The organism is Maribacter sp. R77961, assembly GCF_044594925.1.
In the GTDB taxonomy this organism is placed as follows: domain Bacteria; phylum Bacteroidota; class Bacteroidia; order Flavobacteriales; family Flavobacteriaceae; genus Maribacter.
In genome coordinates this window covers 1,468,454-1,486,866 of sequence record NZ_CP138991.1, presented here as the reverse complement: position 1 = coordinate 1,486,866, position 18,413 = coordinate 1,468,454, and the positions used below count along the sequence as shown (strand labels likewise).

The 18,413-nt window shown below is 41.7% G+C and carries 6 protein-coding genes; 4 read left to right on the top strand and 2 right to left on the bottom strand.

Annotated elements, in window-relative coordinates; all coding sequences use genetic code 11:
- Nucleotides 1–33: 33 nt before the first annotated feature.
- Nucleotides 34–10,446 (bottom strand): PKD domain-containing protein, encoded by a 10,413-nt coding sequence (locus SJY09_RS06465; RefSeq protein ID WP_396638143.1) that lies wholly within the window; start codon nt 10,444–10,446, stop codon nt 34–36.
- A 561-nt stretch (nt 10,447–11,007) separates the two neighbouring features.
- Between SJY09_RS06465 and SJY09_RS06460 the strand changes: the two genes are divergently transcribed.
- From SJY09_RS06460 to SJY09_RS06445, 4 genes are read left to right on the top strand one after another with little or no spacing between them, the layout of a single operon-like run.
- Complete coding sequence (locus SJY09_RS06460; RefSeq protein WP_396638142.1) at nt 11,008–12,138, top strand: aminotransferase class I/II-fold pyridoxal phosphate-dependent enzyme; 1,131 nt, start codon at nt 11,008–11,010, stop codon at nt 12,136–12,138.
- Nucleotides 12,135–14,072 (top strand): polysaccharide biosynthesis protein, encoded by a 1,938-nt coding sequence (locus SJY09_RS06455; RefSeq protein ID WP_396638141.1) that lies wholly within the window; start codon nt 12,135–12,137, stop codon nt 14,070–14,072. Before SJY09_RS06460 ends, SJY09_RS06455 begins: the two co-directional genes overlap by 4 nt.
- A gap of 25 nt (nt 14,073–14,097) precedes the next feature.
- Nucleotides 14,098–14,886 (top strand): polysaccharide biosynthesis/export family protein, encoded by a 789-nt coding sequence (locus tag SJY09_RS06450; RefSeq protein WP_396638140.1) that lies wholly within the window; start codon nt 14,098–14,100, stop codon nt 14,884–14,886.
- Between the two features lie 16 nt (nt 14,887–14,902).
- Nucleotides 14,903–17,305: a GumC family protein gene (locus SJY09_RS06445; RefSeq protein ID WP_396638139.1), complete on the top strand. Its 2,403-nt coding sequence runs from the start codon at nt 14,903–14,905 to the stop codon at nt 17,303–17,305.
- 56 nt (nt 17,306–17,361) lie between these two features.
- On the opposite strand, the gene SJY09_RS06440 is transcribed toward SJY09_RS06445, so the two are convergent.
- On the bottom strand, nt 17,362–18,111 hold the full coding sequence (locus SJY09_RS06440; protein ID WP_396638138.1) for a tyrosine-protein phosphatase: 750 nt from the start codon (nt 18,109–18,111) through the stop codon (nt 17,362–17,364).
- Nucleotides 18,112–18,413 lie beyond the last annotated feature (302 nt).

Genomic DNA, 18,413 nt, shown 5'->3' with positions numbered 1-18,413 from the left:
TATTGTCTGGTCCAGAGAATTGTTCGAAAAGAACTAACGTTTTATCAGTTTACGTAATACTACTTCCCCTGTACTGTCCAAACCAATAATTACATGGTAAATACCTGCATTCAAGATGGGCAAGTCAAAAATTACGGTAGGTTCATGTGTTTCTGGAACCAGGTATTGTTGTAGTAACTTGCCGCTAATATCATAGAGTCCTACAGTCATGGATTCGCCAACAAAGGCACTCATATCTATGGCTACATTCTGGTCGGTAATAGGATTTGGAAACAATACCAAGGTACCGAAATCGTTGTCAGCCGTTAAAGCTCCGTTTAAATCTATTTGAACCGTTAAATCAAAGCTACAGCCACTTTCATTGGTAAATGTATAGGTTCCTGCATCTTCCAACTCAAAGAATTTAATGTTAATGTTATCTTCCACCACTTCTCCATTAGGTCGTGTGATACTGAAAGGGATGCGCTGAACTGTAGTCAATAATAAGGGCGTCCCTACTGGTACGATGATTTCTGACAAACCTTGACCCAATACCCCTTCTATTACATACATGGGCGTAATGCTGCCTGCACAATTATCAGCGGTCACGGTAATGGTCACGGTCTCGGTATCGGAAAGCCCTTCGGCATCGGTCACGGTCAGTTCCACTTCGTACGAACCTGGTGTATTAAAAGTATAAGAAGTATCCGCATTGGTATCCACCGGACTACCGTCGGCAAAGTCCCACGAATAGGAAACCACGGCAGTATCATCCGTTGAACCGCTACCTGTAAAGTTTACCAATAAAGGCGCATCCCCTGAAATAGGGTCTGCCAAGACTACCGCAACGGGCGCATCGTTTACGACAGGGTCGGTCACGGTAATGGTCACGGTCTCGGTATCGGAAAGTCCTTCGGCATCGGTCACGGTCAGTTCCACTTCGTACGAACCTGGTGTATTGAAAGTATAGGAGGTATCCGCATTGGTATCCAGCGGACTACCATCGGCAAAATCCCACGAATAGGAAACCACGGCAGTATCATCCGTTGAACCGCTACCGGTAAAGTTTACCAGTAAAGGTGCATCCCCTGAAAGTGGGTCGGCCACGACTACCGCAACGGGCGCATCGTTCACGACAGGATCGGTCACGGTAATGGTCACGGTCTCGGTATCGGAAAGTCCTTCGGCATCGGTCACGGTCAGTTCCACTTCGTACGAACCTGGTGTATTGAAAGTATAGGAGGTATCCGCATTGGTATCCAGCGGACTACCATCGGCAAAATCCCATGCATAGGAAACCACGGCAGTATCATCCGTTGAACCACTACCGGTAAAGTTGACCAATAAAGGTGCATCCCCTGAAAGTGGGTCTGCCACGACTACCGCAACGGGCGCATCGTTCACGACAGGGTCGGTCACGGTGATGGTCACGGTCTCGGTATCGGAAAGTCCTTCGGCATCGGTCACGGTCAGTTCCACTTCGTACGAACCTGGTGTATTAAAAGTATAAGAAGTATCCGCATTGGTATCCACCGGACTACCGTCGGCAAAGTCCCACGAATAGGAAACCACGGCAGTATCATCCGTTGAACCGCTACCGGTAAAGTTTACCAGTAAAGGTGCATCCCCTGAAAGTGGGTCGGCCACGACTACCGCAACGGGCGCATCGTTTACGACAGGATCGGTCACGGTAATGGTCACGGTCTCGGTATCGGAAAGCCCTTCGGCATCGGTCACGGTCAGTTCCACTTCGTACGAACCTGGTGTATTAAAAGTATAAGAAGTATCCGCATTGGTATCCACCGGACTACCGTCGGCAAAGTCCCACGAATAGGAAACCACGGCAGTATCATCCGTTGAACCGCTACCTGTAAAGTTTACCAATAAAGGCGCATCCCCTGAAATAGGGTCTGCCAAGACTACCGCAACGGGCGCATCGTTTACGACAGGGTCGGTCACGGTAATGGTCACGGTCTCGGTATCGGAAAGTCCTTCGGCATCGGTCACGGTCAGTTCCACTTCGTACGAACCTGGTGTATTGAAAGTATAGGAGGTATCCGCATTGGTATCCAGCGGACTACCATCGGCAAAATCCCACGAATAGGAAACCACGGCAGTATCATCCGTTGAACCGCTACCGGTAAAGTTTACCAGTAAAGGTGCATCCCCTGAAAGTGGGTCGGCCACGACTACCGCAACGGGCGCATCGTTCACGACAGGATCGGTCACGGTAATGGTCACGGTCTCGGTATCGGAAAGTCCTTCGGCATCGGTCACGGTCAGTTCCACTTCGTACGAACCTGGTGTATTGAAAGTATAGGAGGTATCCGCATTGGTATCCAGCGGACTACCATCGGCAAAGTCCCACGAATAGGAAACCACGGCAGTATCATCCGTTGAACCACTACCGGTAAAGTTGACCAATAAAGGTGCATCCCCTGAAAGTGGGTCTGCCACGACTACCGCAACGGGCGCATCGTTCACGACAGGGTCGGTCACGGTGATGGTCACGGTCTCGGTATCGGAAAGTCCTTCGGCATCGGTCACGGTCAGTTCCACTTCGTACGAACCTGGCGTATTAAAAGTATAGGAGGTATCCGCATTGGTATCCACCGGACTACCATCGGCAAAGTCCCATGCATAGGAAACCACGGCAGTATCATCCGTTGAACCGCTACCGGTAAAGTTCACCAATAAAGGTGCATCCCCTGAAATCGGGTCTGCCACGACTACCGCAACGGGCGCATCGTTTACGACAGGATCGGTCACGGTAATGGTCACGGTCTCGGTATCGGAAAGTCCTTCGGCATCGGTCACGGTCAGTTCCACTTCGTACGAACCTGGTGTATTGAAAGTATAGGAGGTATCCGCATTGGTATCCACCGGACTACCATCGGCAAAGTCCCATGCATAGGAAACCACGGCAGTATCATCCGTTGAACCGCTACCGGTAAAGTTTACCAATAAAGGTGCATCCCCTGAAATCGGGTCTGCCACGACTACTGCGACCGGAGCTTCGTTCACGACAGGATCGGTCACGGTGATGGTCACGGTCTCGGTATCGGAAAGTCCTTCGGCATCGGTCACGGTCAATACTACGTCATAAGTACCTGGTGTATTGAAAGTATAGGAGGTATCCGCATTGGTATCCAGTGGACTACCATCGGCAAAGTCCCATGCATAGGAAACCACTGCGTTGTCATCCGTTGAACCGCTACCGGTAAAGTTTACCAATAAAGGTGCATCTCCTGAAAGTGGGTCTGCCACGACTACCGCAACGGGAACCGCATTTACGGTAATAACTACCGTATTCGTATCGGTGTTCACATTGTCAACTCCATTATTATCCGTTACAGTAAGTGTAGCCGTATATACACCACCTGTTAAATAGGTATGTGTAGGATTCGGTCCAGTCTCAATAGGGCTACCGTCCCCAAAATCCCAGCTATAAGTAACAATTCCATTATCATCTGAAGAACCACTACCATCAAAATTCACCAGTAGGGCAGCATTACCATTTAAGGGTGTCGCTGCGGCTACCGCTATAGGTGCTTCGTTCCCCGTTGTAGCGGTAACTACTATTGCTACATCTTGTACACAGCCCGTTAGATTATTGCTTAAACGCCATGTACCCGTATACGCGGTGGTAATGGCGGCAATAGTAAAGGTTCCGTTCGTAACGCTTCCCGTGAAAGGGTCTATTATACTATAATTACTTGGGTTTAAATTTTCCACCCCAATACTAAAGGAATCCCCTTCATTGAGATCTATTTGCGTATTTCCGGTTACCAAGGGTGCGCCGTTTATACTGTATTCGGCAACTAGCGTATCTGTTCCGCAAACCCCAATAAAGACCGTAGTGCTGCATCCTCCATTTTCAGAACGCAATTCGTACAATCCTTGAGTCGCAGCAGATGCAATGAAAGTAAAGGTGCCAGGGGTATTAACCGTTCCATCTGGTGATACCACTACAAAATTGGTTTCTCCCTGAATACCCAAGTCTACCGAAGCATCCACATCCACACCAATATTGGAGACACCAGTATAGGTGAAGTTAAAGAAGGTTACTTCCGAAACCAGATTTCCTGCTCCGTTACAAATTACATCCAGATTAAATATGATACTACAACCGCTGTTATCGGTTAAAGTGTAGGCACCAATATCCGATGTTGCCGCACTCGGTATGGTCAAAGCACCATTGGTTACCGTTCCTGATGGGTCGGTTACCGTATATGCTCCTAAGGAATCTAGACCTAAATAAAATTGGTCGCCGAAATCAATCGTCGTAAAGTTGAGATTTTGTTGTAAGGGTTCCGTGTTCACCCTGAATTCCGGTACAAAATCGGACGTATCACAGCCACCTACGATCAAATTGATGCGTACAGAACAGCGTTGAGGAACGTCATTGTTCACTAATATATAACTACCAGCATCCGCAGTGGTCAATGAAGCAATGTTCAATGCCCCTGAAATAACATTTCCGCTAGGATCTACAATATCATAATCGGTTAAATTTGGATGTGCCAATGTAAAAGGATCCCCTGGATTTAGGCTTACATCGGTATCGGTAATGACCGTACCATTTACGGTAATGTCTCCATTATAATCTGCAAAATCTAAACTTACATAGACTTCTACAGATCCTAGGTCACAACCAATATCATTACGAAATTGCCAAGTGCCCTGCAGTGCACAACCAGCTCTGGGGAAGAAATCGGATACGCCATTATATCTTTCTAGACCCGTTGGGTAAACCACAACGCCGTTAGGGTTGCCTACCATGCCCAGTTGAAAGGAGTCCACATTACCCTTAAGGTAAATAGGTCCAAAACCTTGGGTGGTTACGCCATTAATGGTGTATTCCGGTACCGCAGGTTCACCGTCACATACTTCTAAGAAGAACAGGTAGGGACAGCCGCCATCGGGCAATAGGGTATAGACACCTCGGTCCGCAACCGTAATTTCGCCTAAATCCATTTCACCAACGGAAACTGTACCATCCGGTGCGGTAACGGTATAATCCGTAATCCCCAAAAAGCCCAGCTGAGTATCAGACCCTATTCCAAGGGAGTAGGCCTCTACGTTCAGTTCTTGATTGCCATAAAAATTAAGGTACATGTCAATACCCGGAGGCTGATCACATTGTACCTGGATGTCTATTTCATAGGTGCATAGCCCTCCCGCAACAGAAAGGGTGTAAATACCGGAGTCCGTGGCATCTACCTGTAATAAATCCAAAGTAGGCTGATTGGCAACCGTAACGCCATCAGGATAGATAAAGGTAACATCCGCCGAGGGGTCTAAATCAGAAAATAAAATAATACGATCTCCTTCATTAATAGGGATAAAGTTTTCCCCACTGTATTCTACTCCATTTCTAGTGATGTAGTAAAAATTATCCCCACATTCCAAATTGATGGTAAAGGTACTGGTACAACCTGCTGCCGTTTCTATGGTATACGGCCCTACGTTGGTATCTAACATGGCAGGTATGGTAAAAGCATCTAGATTCAGCGGTTTTACTTCATTATTGTCGGCATCCAGTACCCGGTAGGCAATATCATCTTGAAATATACCTAGGGTCAAAGGCATTCCATAAAAGGCGGTAATCGTTAAATCCCCAATATCTTGTGCCTGAAAGGTTTTTCCGTCAACCGTGTATTGTGGCCGTAAATCATCCACATCACAGGAGAAGGTGTTTACGGTCAAATCAATGGCCGTGGAACAACCTGTTGCCGCTTCCGTATTAATAGTATACAATCCCGTATCTGCAGCGGTCAATGTCGCGGGGAAAACATAATCCGCTGTACCAAATCCACGAACTTCAATACCATCCTTCAACACTTGAAAGGCGACATTAGGTTCAATAGCGATTAGGAAATTATCTCCTTCTTCCACGCTTACAGGTATGGTTGTATAAGACGGGGCTACTTGATAGCCTTCTGCATTCACTTGCCATTCTGCGCGTATTTCATCTTCACAGTCAAAAGCATCTATCGTAAGGTTAATACCGGTACTACAGCCGCCCGTTTCCGTATTGATCACATAGCTACCTGCATCTGCGGTCGTAAGGTTAGCAGGAAGAATATAATCGGCCGTATCGAAGCCTCGTACTACGGCTCCTTCAAATAAGACTTCAAACGCTACATTATTTGGGTTCATGGTAATGATGAACGCATCTCCAGCCTGTGCCGTGACATCTACGGTATTATAATTTGGCGCTTCGAAGTAAGTTCCATTGATAGCCCATTCTGCCCGTACGTCGTTTTCGCAATCCAATGCATTCACGATTAAATTAATAGCCGTAGAACAGCCTCCTACTCCCGTATTTATGGTGTAAAGACCGGCATCTGTTAATGCAATATCCGCTGGGAAAGCATAATCTTGTGTGCTAAAATCTTTTAATTGTACTGTGTTGAATACGACTTCGAAAGGAATATTGTTAGGATTCATAGCTATGATGAACGTATCTCCTTCCGTTACGGTAACATCGACTTGGTTATAATCTGGTGCCTCTGGCAGAAACACCCCATTAATTGCCCACTCGGCGCGGACATCGTTAACACAGTCTAAACCGCCTACATTGAGCGTTATGTCAACGGAGCAACCTTGATTAGATCGCATGGTATACGTACCGGACTGTGCTGCTGTAATACTCGCAACATCGTAATCCGATGCATTCATTACTTTTACAATGGTAGGTGGGTTAACGCCATCATTATATTCCACTTCAAACTCCAAAGGGTTTCCGTCACTTGGATTGGTGGCTGGTTCAATACTTAAAATAACCCGTTCTCCCTCTTCGGCCGTCAAGGTAATATCTTCCAAAGGATTGGCGTTTATATACGCTCCCCCAGTTATACTAGGGATACGATATTCCGCATTAATAGCAGTTCCGTTGCAATCTGCCGTGGGGTTTACTGTAATTTCCACGGTAGCCGTATCAATTTCATTGTCATTATCGGTTACCGTTAGGGTTACAGTGTACGTGCCTGGGGTTAAAAAGGTATGGGAAATGGTTTCCCCTGACCCTGTATTACCATCTCCAAAGTCCCAAGACCAGTCCGTAATACTGCCATTGGTATCAGAAGACCCAGTGGCATCAAAATCTACGGTAAAGGGAATTTCTCCTGAAACCGGCGCAATAGGGTTGGTAATATCCGCCGTTGGAGGAGTCCCTGCGGCTTCGGCATTAAACTGTAGGTCTTGGTAGGTAGCTTCCGTAATGACCGTGTTGTTATGTGATGTTGTTGCCAAACCTACATAAATGGTGGTACCCATTGTGATATTTTGAGAGCCCACTTCGGTCCAAGTAATACCATTATCAGTAGATACGGATCCTGTAAAGGTATTCCCTGAACGAACAATACGCACCAAAGAACCAAATGCCAAAGGTGCCGCAGTGGTTGATCCGGAATTTGGCGAAGCAGCTGACCTCCACTGAAAATATTGTGCAGGCTCTCCAATTCCGCCATCAGGAGACATGGCCATATAAGCGTGATTGGAGTTTCCATCCAAGCTATTTCGCATCATTACTCCAGCTTTTGCAAAGTTGTTGGTATTGTTTAAACTGTTTACCCTTGCAATAATCTCACCGTTACCGTCCAATTGTCTATGTACAAAATGAAACTCGTCCGTTCCAAGGAAAATATCGGAACCAGAACCTCTAACGGTAATAACGCCACCATCTTCACAGGATACACCGGTAACACCGACCGCGCCTACATCCTGACTTTGATATGGGTTGGGAACCGATGTTCCGCAAGCAGGGGTTACATTGATTTGTATTACGGTAGGGCAACCGTTTGCGGTGGTCAAGGCATATTGTCCCTGACTGCGCTGGTCTATAAGACCATCGTTACTTTCTGGTCCAAGACCATCACTACCATCTAAATTTAAATCAATCTGGTAGGCACCGTCCACATCTAAATCCGTATTGGAATCAAATGTTGGTCCGTCTACTTCGGTAGTGGTCACAAAATATTGTGCACCATAGGCTTTAGCCCTTATAAAAACCTGTTGGCCTTCTACGGTTTCAATAGTTCTATTGACCACATCTTGCCAAGGCCCCGTGCCTATGCGATATTCCGCATTAATAATTCCTTCCAAAGGACAATCCTGTACCGTAGTTTCTGGAAGGTCAAGGCCGTCTTGGTAAATGGCTCGTATTTGGTTGGGATCAAGAACACGATTCCAAATTTTAACCTCATCAAGTTGTCCATCCAGTTCATCAACGACATTGCTTCCATTATAATAAGCGGGTAAAAAGCCAGTAAGCGTACCGTCTTCATAAAAACCTGACACCGTAAATGCGTCTTGTCTTGAGGGAACATCCGCTAAATGAATATCTCCCGTTATTGGCTTGTTACAGATTTCAATACCGTTGGCATATAGCCTAGCGGTAGCGCCATCATAAGTTGCCGCTAAATGTACCCATCCGTCCAGATCATCGTAACCAGCATAGCACTCTACCAGTCCAGTAGTAGTGAGAAAAGCCCATTTGTAAAGACTATTATGGTATCCAAAAAAGAGATCCGGGTATTCATGGGCTACTATAGCTACGTTAGGTGCTCTTCCATCCGGGGTAAGCTGATCTACACTGCGGTATACCCAAGCACTCATGGTTACACTTTGCCGTATGGTTCCCAAAGAAGCCTCATCATAAGGGATGTCTATAATGGAGTTACTATTAAATTCATAACCATCAAATTCGAGTGCGCCTCCGTATAATCCTGCTCCCCAAACCTGTTCTGTTGCCGCTACTTCTGCTCCGGTATTATCAAACTGACGAATAGTTCCGTCATTATTATAGATGGAATTATCAAAAACGGTCGTTCCTGCACCGTCTTCAAACTGAAGGTCTAGCACCAAACTGGAATCAAAGGGTAGGGGTAGCGCCGATCCTATTTGAATGGTTTCTGCAACACTGGGCACTCCATTGGCATCTAAGGCAAAAAGCATATAGTAGCCTGGAGGCAATAAATTTCTGTCCGGAATATTTACATTATAGTTCCCGGCGGTTCCAGAAAAAGATACCGGAATTCGTCTCTGTTCGTTATTGGTACTGTGCGTAGCAGCCGAGAAACGTATCAAACTAAATTCTTGTACACCTGTAGATCCCGTTACATTGATAGTGGTATTGTAATCTGCCGTATCCGGTGCCGTAATAGTGGGTCTTGCCGCCAAGGCTCCTCCCGCATCGAATAAATAAGGTGGACTATATATCTCCGCATTTGTCCAGTTATTACAAGCTATGTAGTCAGGGGAATCACAAAGACCGCCACCACCAACGAACACGCGACCATCGGTCATTAAAATCGCTACACTATGATAGGTCCTTGGTGTTGCCATACCCGCAACCGGTCTCCAAGAATTGGATACCGGATTATAGATTTCCGCATTTAATCTTGCACCGGTGTCCGTAAAAACCTCGGCATGGTCCAGGCCTCCTGTGACCAATACTTCTCCGTTGGGCAATACCGTGCTGTTGTGCATTGTCCTAGATTCTTGTAAAAGACCAGAGGGAGTAACCGTGGGTGTGCTGCCATAGCCTCCCGAAATATCAATGACAAAGGTTTCATTTTTTGCTGGCCTAACTCCGGAATATGGGTTGCCACCATAAGATTCTGCACCACCGACCTTTAAAATTTTATCTATGTCGAACATGACTGTTGTTCCCTTCATGGAATAGGAATCTCCCCTTAGACCCGCGCTAATGATTTCGCCTTGACCATCATTGGCCAATATATCCATCCAATGCATTTCTTCACTTGGTCCTGCATGGAACAAGGAACCATCAGAGGCTGGCCACAACCATAAATGATTGTCTACGCGATATAAACCTTGTAACTCCAAAGCTAGATCATTATCAGTGAAGATATTTTTGCCTTGAATATTGGGTATTTTTTTCCAACCTGTTTCCGGACTCCAAATTTCTGCATCTTTACCGCCATTGGTACTTGGCGTATTGCTACCGCTCCAGGAGCCTCCTAAGGTAAAGACCCAACCTTCTGGCGTGGTCACATTACCCTGATAGCCTCTTGGAATATTCATCCGCGCTGCAACACTCCATGTTCCTGTGGCTGGATCATAAATACTGGTTTCTTGATCCGTTACACCACCGGCGGAGAGAATACGGCCATCAGCTAAATTATTAATGCCCGGGCAGAACATATCATGGTTGGTGTTGGATACAGTTGCTGGCTCCGTAGTGTCCGTAGCGGGATTAAAAATCTGCGTGTGGGTCTGTCCGTCACCAGTCTCTAAAAAGGTTTCCGGAAACCGCGAAGACCAGGTAATGAGCCTACCGTCCGGTAAATTGGCTACTGCAACAGGAACTATGGAAAATGTTTCGATTGGAGCGCCCCATTCTCCCTCTATATTTGCTTGAGCGTACAATTTATTGTTCAGCACAAGCGTTAAGAGCAATACAAATAAAATAATGGGGCTTTTGTAATTCTTTTTCATTCTTGGGGCAATTATGTATTCTAAACAATCAAAGTTAGGACAGGACCAATCAAGGCTTTAATTAATACGACGAAAGCGAAAGATTAATCGTTCAAAACATGTCCATAACAGTGAACTTTATTTTTGAAGACTTAAATTCAGGAATTAGCGGTTTTTTTAGGTGTATACAATCCCTAGTTTTTTTGTGCGAAATTATGACGTAATTGTAAGTTTATTTAGTTAAAATGGAATATTTTTTTTAACAAAAAATAGTTGGTTATCAACAATTTAAGGCCCGATGATTGTTTAAAAAAATTAAGAATATTTTCACATATCTTTAGATGATCTAGATATAGAATGGTAACTTTGTTTCATCTTTGTTGTTTTTGCAAAAGACAGGGCAAAGTGTAAGAGTTGTAAGGCAAGTGCTATGAAATGAAGGTATTTTAGGATAAAAAATAGAATAAATGCAGATAACCGAGATTTTAATTCCTTTAACGAAATTAAAAGTCATTTTACTTTTTTAAGAACTGAGATGTATATTTTTGTAATCCGAAATTCTTATGTATTAAAGCCTAACCTTTGAGCAAAACAAAAAAAATATATCTTTCATCTCCACATTTAGGCCATAACGAGCAGAAATATGTCGCTGAGGCTTTTGATACCAATTGGATTGCTCCCTTAGGTCCTAATGTGACCAAGTTTGAAGAAAGTTTATCCGGATATATGGGAGCATCTGCCGAAGTTGCGATGCTTAGCTCCGGAACGGCTGCTTTACATTTGGCACTGGAAATTCTTGGAGTAGAGCGAGACGATGAAGTGCTTTGTCAGAGTTTTACGTTTTCGGCATCCGCTAACCCCATATTATATTTAGGAGCAATACCTGTATTTATAGATAGCGAGAAAAGCACTTGGAACATATGTCCTGAACTTTTAGAGCAAGCCATAAAAGAAAGAATGGCTAAAGGCAAAAAGCCTAAGGCTATTATTGCGGTACATTTATACGGTATGCCATACCTCGTTGACGAAGTGAACGCAGTGGCCCAGCGTTATGATATTCCGATCATAGAGGATAGCGCAGAAGCACTGGGAAGTACTTATAAGAATATAAAATGCGGTAATCTTGCAACGCTAGGCGTTGTTTCCTTCAATGGAAATAAAATTATCACGACCTCTGGCGGTGGAGCACTTGTCAGTAAAGATTGGAAGACGAGAGATAGAGCTATATTCCTTGCCACACAGGCTAGGGATGATGCCCCTCATTATCAGCACTCGCATGTAGGTTATAATTATAGAATGAGTAACGTCCTTGCCGGTATAGGTAGAGGTCAGTTAGAAGTATTGCAGGATAGAGTAGCCGCAAGAAGAGCGAACCACGCCTTCTACCAGGAGAATTTGAAACAATTTGATACCATACAATTTTTAGAAGAACCGGAAGGTTTTCATTCCAATAGATGGCTAACGACCATTGTTATGGAATCTTACGAACAAAGGGAGCATTTACGCTTGGCCTTACTGACAGATGATATTGAATCTAGGCCTTTATGGAAACCTTTGCACGAACAACCCATATTTAAAAATTACCCAAATAAACTTAACGGAGTATCATCTGAATTATTCAGTAAAGGACTATGTCTGCCAAGTGGTTCAAACTTAACAGACGAGGATCGGTCTAGAATAATGAACGTGATACTAAAAGCATTGAAAAAATGATTAAAAACTACCTCACAAACAATGTTCAGAAATACGCGTCTAAATGGCTTGTATTTGGTATTGACCTAGCTACCATAGCTTTTGCCTTTGTATTATCCTATCTCGTACGGTTTAATTTAACCCTCGGTTTTGATATTGACATGCTATTGATGCAACTGCCTTGTATTATTGCTATCGCCGCCGTATCTTTTCTGGTCACGGGTTCTTACAAAGGAGTGGTGCGTCATACGGGGGTACGTGATGTTTATAATATCTTTAATGCTATTTGCCTGTCCAGTGTCCTTACCATATTTTTTGTCTTGACCAATAGACAATTTGTATTGCTCGAAAATTTCACAATTCCTTTATCCATAATTATAATTCATAGTTTAATAGGTTTTATTGCATTAACAACCTCAAGGTATGTTTTTAAATCGCTTTATTATGGATTGGTCAAAAATTTCAAAGCCTCCAAGAACATCTTAATATATGGCGCTGGGGAAGCTGGAATTTTAACCTATAATGCACTGACAAGTCATTCCGGTAGTGAAACAAAAGTATTAGGGTATTTGGATGACGACCCTAAGAAGCAAGGAAAAAACATTAATGGAATTCCGGTTTTCAACAAAAAACTACTTTCCAATAACTTTTTTGTAACCAAGGAAATTTCTGAAATTATTGTCTCTATCACAAATATTGACGCTAATGGATTACGACTGTTGTTGGAAAGTCTGGTGGATTATCCGGTACAGGTTAAAATTGTTCCGCATATCGATGATTGGATCAACGGAGAATTAAACGTATCTCAGATCAAGCAAGTTCAGATTGAGGATTTATTGAATAGGATGCCTATTGAGATCAAGAAATCGAAAGTATCTAACCAAGTTAAGGATCAGGTTATTATGGTCACTGGCGGTGCCGGGTCCATAGGAAGTGAAATTGTGCGCCAAATAGCCAATTACGATTATAAAAGTTTAATTATTGTGGATCAAGCAGAATCAGCGCTTTATGATTTACAGCAAGAATTAAAACAGAACGGGCATCATAATTTTATTGCCATTGTAGGCGATATTAGAGATAAGAACAGAATGAATGCCTTTTTTCAAGAATACCGGCCAAATATGGTATTCCATGCAGCTGCTTACAAACATGTGCCTTTAATGGAGTATAATTCTTACGAGGCCATAAAAATAAATGTTGCGGGCACTAAGGCTATCGTAGACCTCTCCATACAATATGACGTTGATAAGTTTGTATTTGTCTCTACCGATAAAGCAGTTAACCCAACCAATATTATGGGAGCTACCAAACGAATTGCGGAGATGTACATAAGTTGTATGCAACAACAGAAAAAGACCAAATTTATTACCACACGTTTTGGAAATGTACTCGGGTCTAATGGTTCTGTAATTCCTTTGTTTAAAAAGCAAATTGCAAAAGGTGGGCCGCTAACGGTTACACACAAGGATATCACCAGATATTTTATGACCATTCCGGAAGCTTCGCAGTTAGTTTTGGAAGCGGCCGCAATGGGTAAGGGAGGAGAGATTTTCCTATTTGATATGGGCGAGTCGGTTAAAATATTTGATTTAGCGAAAAATATGATCAATCTTTCCGGTTTGAAATACCCCGAAGATATTGACATTAAGATAACAGGATTAAGACCTGGTGAAAAATTATACGAGGAACTGCTTGCCAATGGTGAGAATACCTTGCCTACCTATCATAAGAAGATTATGATCAGTAAGGTGCGTGATCTGGATTACGCAAGCGTAAGGTACATGATAGATGAACTTTGCATCTCTAATATCTTTTTTAATGACAATACAGTGAAACTTATGAAGAAAATAGTGCCGGAATATATTTCTAATAATTCTGAACTTTGTTCTTTAGATAAGCCAGAGGTCATTAATATAAATAAGTCTAAAACTAAGGTGCTACAACCTAAATTTTAACAATAACCGATTTAAAACCCTAACCATGATCAAGAGTATTTCTATTTATTTTAAAGGATTTTTTCTATTGCTTTTTTTAGCAACCGTGTCGTCTTGTGGCTCAAAGAAAGATGTTGTGTATTTTCAAGATGTTGGTTCCTTTGAAACTATAGTAGACAATGATTCTTTTATTCCTAAATTTAAGGTAGATGATGTTGTTAGTATCCATATTTCTACCCTTAACCCAGAGGCCAGTGCACCTTTTAATTTGTACAGAGCGCCGAATGATACGCAAGGTGGGCTTGGTGGAACCGTACAGCAAGTAGATTATTTAGTGGACCAAGCTGGTGAAATAGATTTTCCCGTAATCGGTAAGCTTAAGATTTCTGGACTATCTCCTGAGGAACTTAGGGTCCTTTTAAGAGAGCGCTTAGCTGATTATTTAAAGAATCCTATTATCAATATACGATTACAAAATTTTACCGTTAGTATATTAGGAGAAGTAAACAGACCAGGTACGTACCAAATAAACGGCGAAGAAATTACCATTATGGAGGCATTAGGTCTTGCAAGTGACCTTACGATCAAAGGACAACGAAACAATATTTTGGTCATCAGGGATTTTGACGGTACTAAAGTATATTATAGAATAGATTTAACTACGAAAGAAGCGACCAAATCCCCTGTTTATTATCTAACGCAAAACGATGTGGTCTATGTAGAACCAAATCAATCAGCCGTTACGGCCTCTGCTTTGGACAATAGGGCAACCATAGCAGTCTCTATCGCATCCATTCTAATTACATCAACCGTAATCATCTTAACTAGAAACTAGTTTAATAAAAATAGCAATGAGCTCAAATACAAATATGTCTCCTAATACAGGAAACGATTTCGACTTAAAGGCAATTATACAATCCTATTCTAAACATTGGATATGGTTTGTACTTTCTATACTTACGGCACTGATATTAGGGTATATCTTTATTCGCTACTCGGTACCTAAGTATTCTGCTACGGCCAAAATTCAAATAATCGAAGAAAAAAACTCTTCTCCACAACTAAATCTTTTCAAAGATTTAGATTTTCTTGGGGCAGGTAAGAATAAAGTAGAGGATGAAATTGAAATCCTAAACTCAAGATCTAATTTTATTGATGTTGTCATCGATTTAAATTTGAATTTAAAAATTATTGAAATTGGTAATATCAAGGATTCCCAAGTTTATCAGGAACAACCATTTAAGGTTAATTTCATTGCTTCAGATAGTATAATTTATCGTTCAGGAGCTACTTTTATGGTAGATTTAAGTTCAGAAAATTCCTTTGGTTTTCAGGAAATTGTTGAAGGAGAGCCTTTGTCCGATTTTAAGAATTATGCTTTTGGTAACAAGATTTCTACAAAAGCGATAGGAGATATTGTTCTTTTACCCAATCCTGAGCATATAGCAAGGGGAAAAGGAAGGCTTTTTAAAATTAGTCTCGTACCCGTAACGGCAGTGGCCCAGGCTTATAAGAAAGGAACCGTTATTACCCAATCTAAGGAATATTCAAATATTTTGAATTTAAGTCTAAATGATGCAAGTGCCCAAGAGGCAAAGAAGATTCTGGATCGGCTTATTTATGTGTATAATAACAATGCCATAGAGGATAAGAAGGCTTTGGCAGATAATACCTCTAATTTTATTAACGATAGAATTTCTAGTATTTACGACAACCTTTCTTCTATAGACCAGTCTGCTCAAGATTTTAAGACAGAGCGTGGCTTAACGGATATTGCTTCGCAGGCTAATATTAATATGAACGTTGGAGCGGCTAATCAGCAAGAGCTTCAAAAGATGTCAACGCAGTTAGAAATTGCGAACTCTATGAAAGACTATGTGGATGAACAGGATAGTTATGAGGTATTGCCCTCTAATATTGGTTTGGCCGATGCGTCCATAGCAAGTACTACAGCCAAATACAACCAGTTGGTTTTAGAGCGTAAGCGTCTTTTGAAAAGTTCCAACGAAAAAAACCCGATTATCGTTAATCTTGATCAACAAATAGATGGTCTTAGAAATAGTATGAAGTCCAGTTTAAGTGGTATGACCAATAGCTTAAACCTTCAGGTAAACAATCTAAGTAGTCAGATGGCAGTGATGAATTCTAGGATATACTCGTCGCCTAAAAACGAAAGGGCGTTAAGGGATATTACCAGACAGCAACAAACCAAAGAGCAGTTATATCTTTATTTACTTCAAAAACGTGAGGAGTCACAAATTACATTTGCTTCCGCCTCGCCTAAATCCAAAGTTATAGACTACGCTTATAATCCGTCATCAATGCCGGTCTCACCCAAAAAGCCTATTATTTATCTGGCTTCTATGATTTTTGGTTTCTTGGTGCCTTTTTCCTTTATATATCTTAAAGGAATATTAGATAGTAAAATCCATAATAAAATTGGATTGGAAAAACTCATCAAAAACATACCAGTACTTGCCGAGATTCCTAAGCTAACGAAAAATCAGGTGAAAATGGTGGGTGTTAATGACCGATCCGTTCTTGGGGAGTCCTTACGTATTTTACGGACCAACCTTGATTATTTGTTGAAATCCAAAGGGGATGGCGGTAAGAAAAATGTTGTCCTCGTTACCTCTAGTGTGCCTGGTGAAGGAAAGACTTTTGTATCTTCTAACCTAACTATGATACTTGCCAACACGGGAAAACGAATTTTACTTTTAGGAGCTGATATTAGAAATCCTAAATTGTATACGTTCTATGGAGGAGAAAGTGCCAGTAGTAATAAGAGGGACGTAGGAATAGGACTTACCGAATATTTATACGACAAGACGGTCACCGTAAAGTCGATAACGAATGAGCAATTCGTTAACGAAAATAAAGTAGATGTAATTTATTCCGGGAAAATACCACCTAATCCCACGGAACTATTAATGAGTAGCAGAATGAGTGAACTTATTGAAGAGGTAAGGGATTCTTATGACTATATTATATTGGATAGTGCTCCCATTTTGGCAGTAACGGATACTTTACTCATTAGTGAATATGCAGATCAAATTCTTTACGTTGTAAAAGCAGACAGTACGGACAAGAAAGTGTTGGAATACCCTATGAAGTTAAAGGAGGAAGGTAAACTTAAAAACTTGGCCTTTGTTGTAAATGCCGTAAAGAATTCGGATTTAGGATACGGAGGTAAATACGGATATGGGTATTACGGTGAGCCAGAAAAAAAATGGTGGCAGTTTATGAAAAACTAAAGCATATCAAACGGTTTATAAAAAAGCCTTCTAGTGTACTAGAAGGCTTTTTTAATTTACTTTTTTTGAAATACCGTTATGGTATTAATAATTAAGCTAAGTATTTTATCCATTGTCTTATCATTCAGTTTTGTATGTTTTTTCAGAAAATTTAGATGGCGTATGTGATGTACATCCGTTCCAACAAAATCATACATACCCTCTTCTAAAAGCTTAAGCGTAATCTTCTGGATACGTTTTCCATAATATCCCCCAATGGAAAGAAGGTTCATTTGAAAAAGGACACCCATAGCTTTGTAGGATTTATAGTGTTTAAAATCTGAATGAAAATATACATAGCGTTCTGGATGCGCTAGAACAACAAAGAACTGCTTGTTACGTATTCTTTTAACGGCTATGTCAAAGTTAATACTTGGTTGTAAGTAGGACATTTCGACCAAAAGATGATCATGATTTAGCGGCAAAATGGCGTTTGAGCTTAGCAAATTTTCAAAATTAGCATCAATCATATGTTCTGCCGCGGGTCTTAATGTAACTTCTTCAAAATCATACATTTTTAAAGCGTTCTTTAATAAGGACATGGATTCATTAATACTAGAAAAAGTATTGGGATAATAATTATCCATTATATGTGGCGTACAGATAAAATCCTTAACACCGAACTCTCCAAAAGTCTTTATTAATTCAATGGATGCATTGATGTTTTTGGCACCATCATCAATTCCAGGTAATATATGATTGTGCATATCAATAAAACCCTCTAAATGATCTACTAAAAAATTCTTTTTTGAAAATATACTTAGCATGAACTAGATTTAGTTAAACTATTCTCAGTTAAAGGATAAAACATTAATTAGGAATGCTATTCTGACGTAATCATTTAATTATCTCGTCTCTCATAGGGTTATCCAAAATAAGCAACACCTTTTTAAAGAGCTGCAATTTAGCTATTATTGATGTAATATGATTCTATAATTAGAGATGGCCATCATTCTTCGGTAGTTAATTTTCCTCTTTATCGTTTTAAGTGGCACTTTATCGAATTTTTATAATAGAATATTAGTATTATAATTTAGTTAAATATTTTTGCCAGCGGTAGTGCCCCCTG

Bases quoted from the DNA above. Each gene is read 5' to 3' on its own strand.
- SJY09_RS06465 (WP_396638143.1), bottom strand. From the start codon at position 10,446: ATGAAAAAGAATTACAAAAGCCCCATTATTTTATTTGTATTGCTCTTA.
- SJY09_RS06455 (WP_396638141.1), top strand. From the start codon at position 12,135: ATGATTAAAAACTACCTCACAAACAATGTTCAGAAATACGCGTCTAAA.
- SJY09_RS06445 (WP_396638139.1), top strand. From the start codon at position 14,903: ATGAGCTCAAATACAAATATGTCTCCTAATACAGGAAACGATTTCGAC.
- SJY09_RS06450 (WP_396638140.1), top strand. From the start codon at position 14,098: ATGATCAAGAGTATTTCTATTTATTTTAAAGGATTTTTTCTATTGCTT.
- SJY09_RS06440 (WP_396638138.1), bottom strand. From the start codon at position 18,111: ATGCTAAGTATATTTTCAAAAAAGAATTTTTTAGTAGATCATTTAGAG.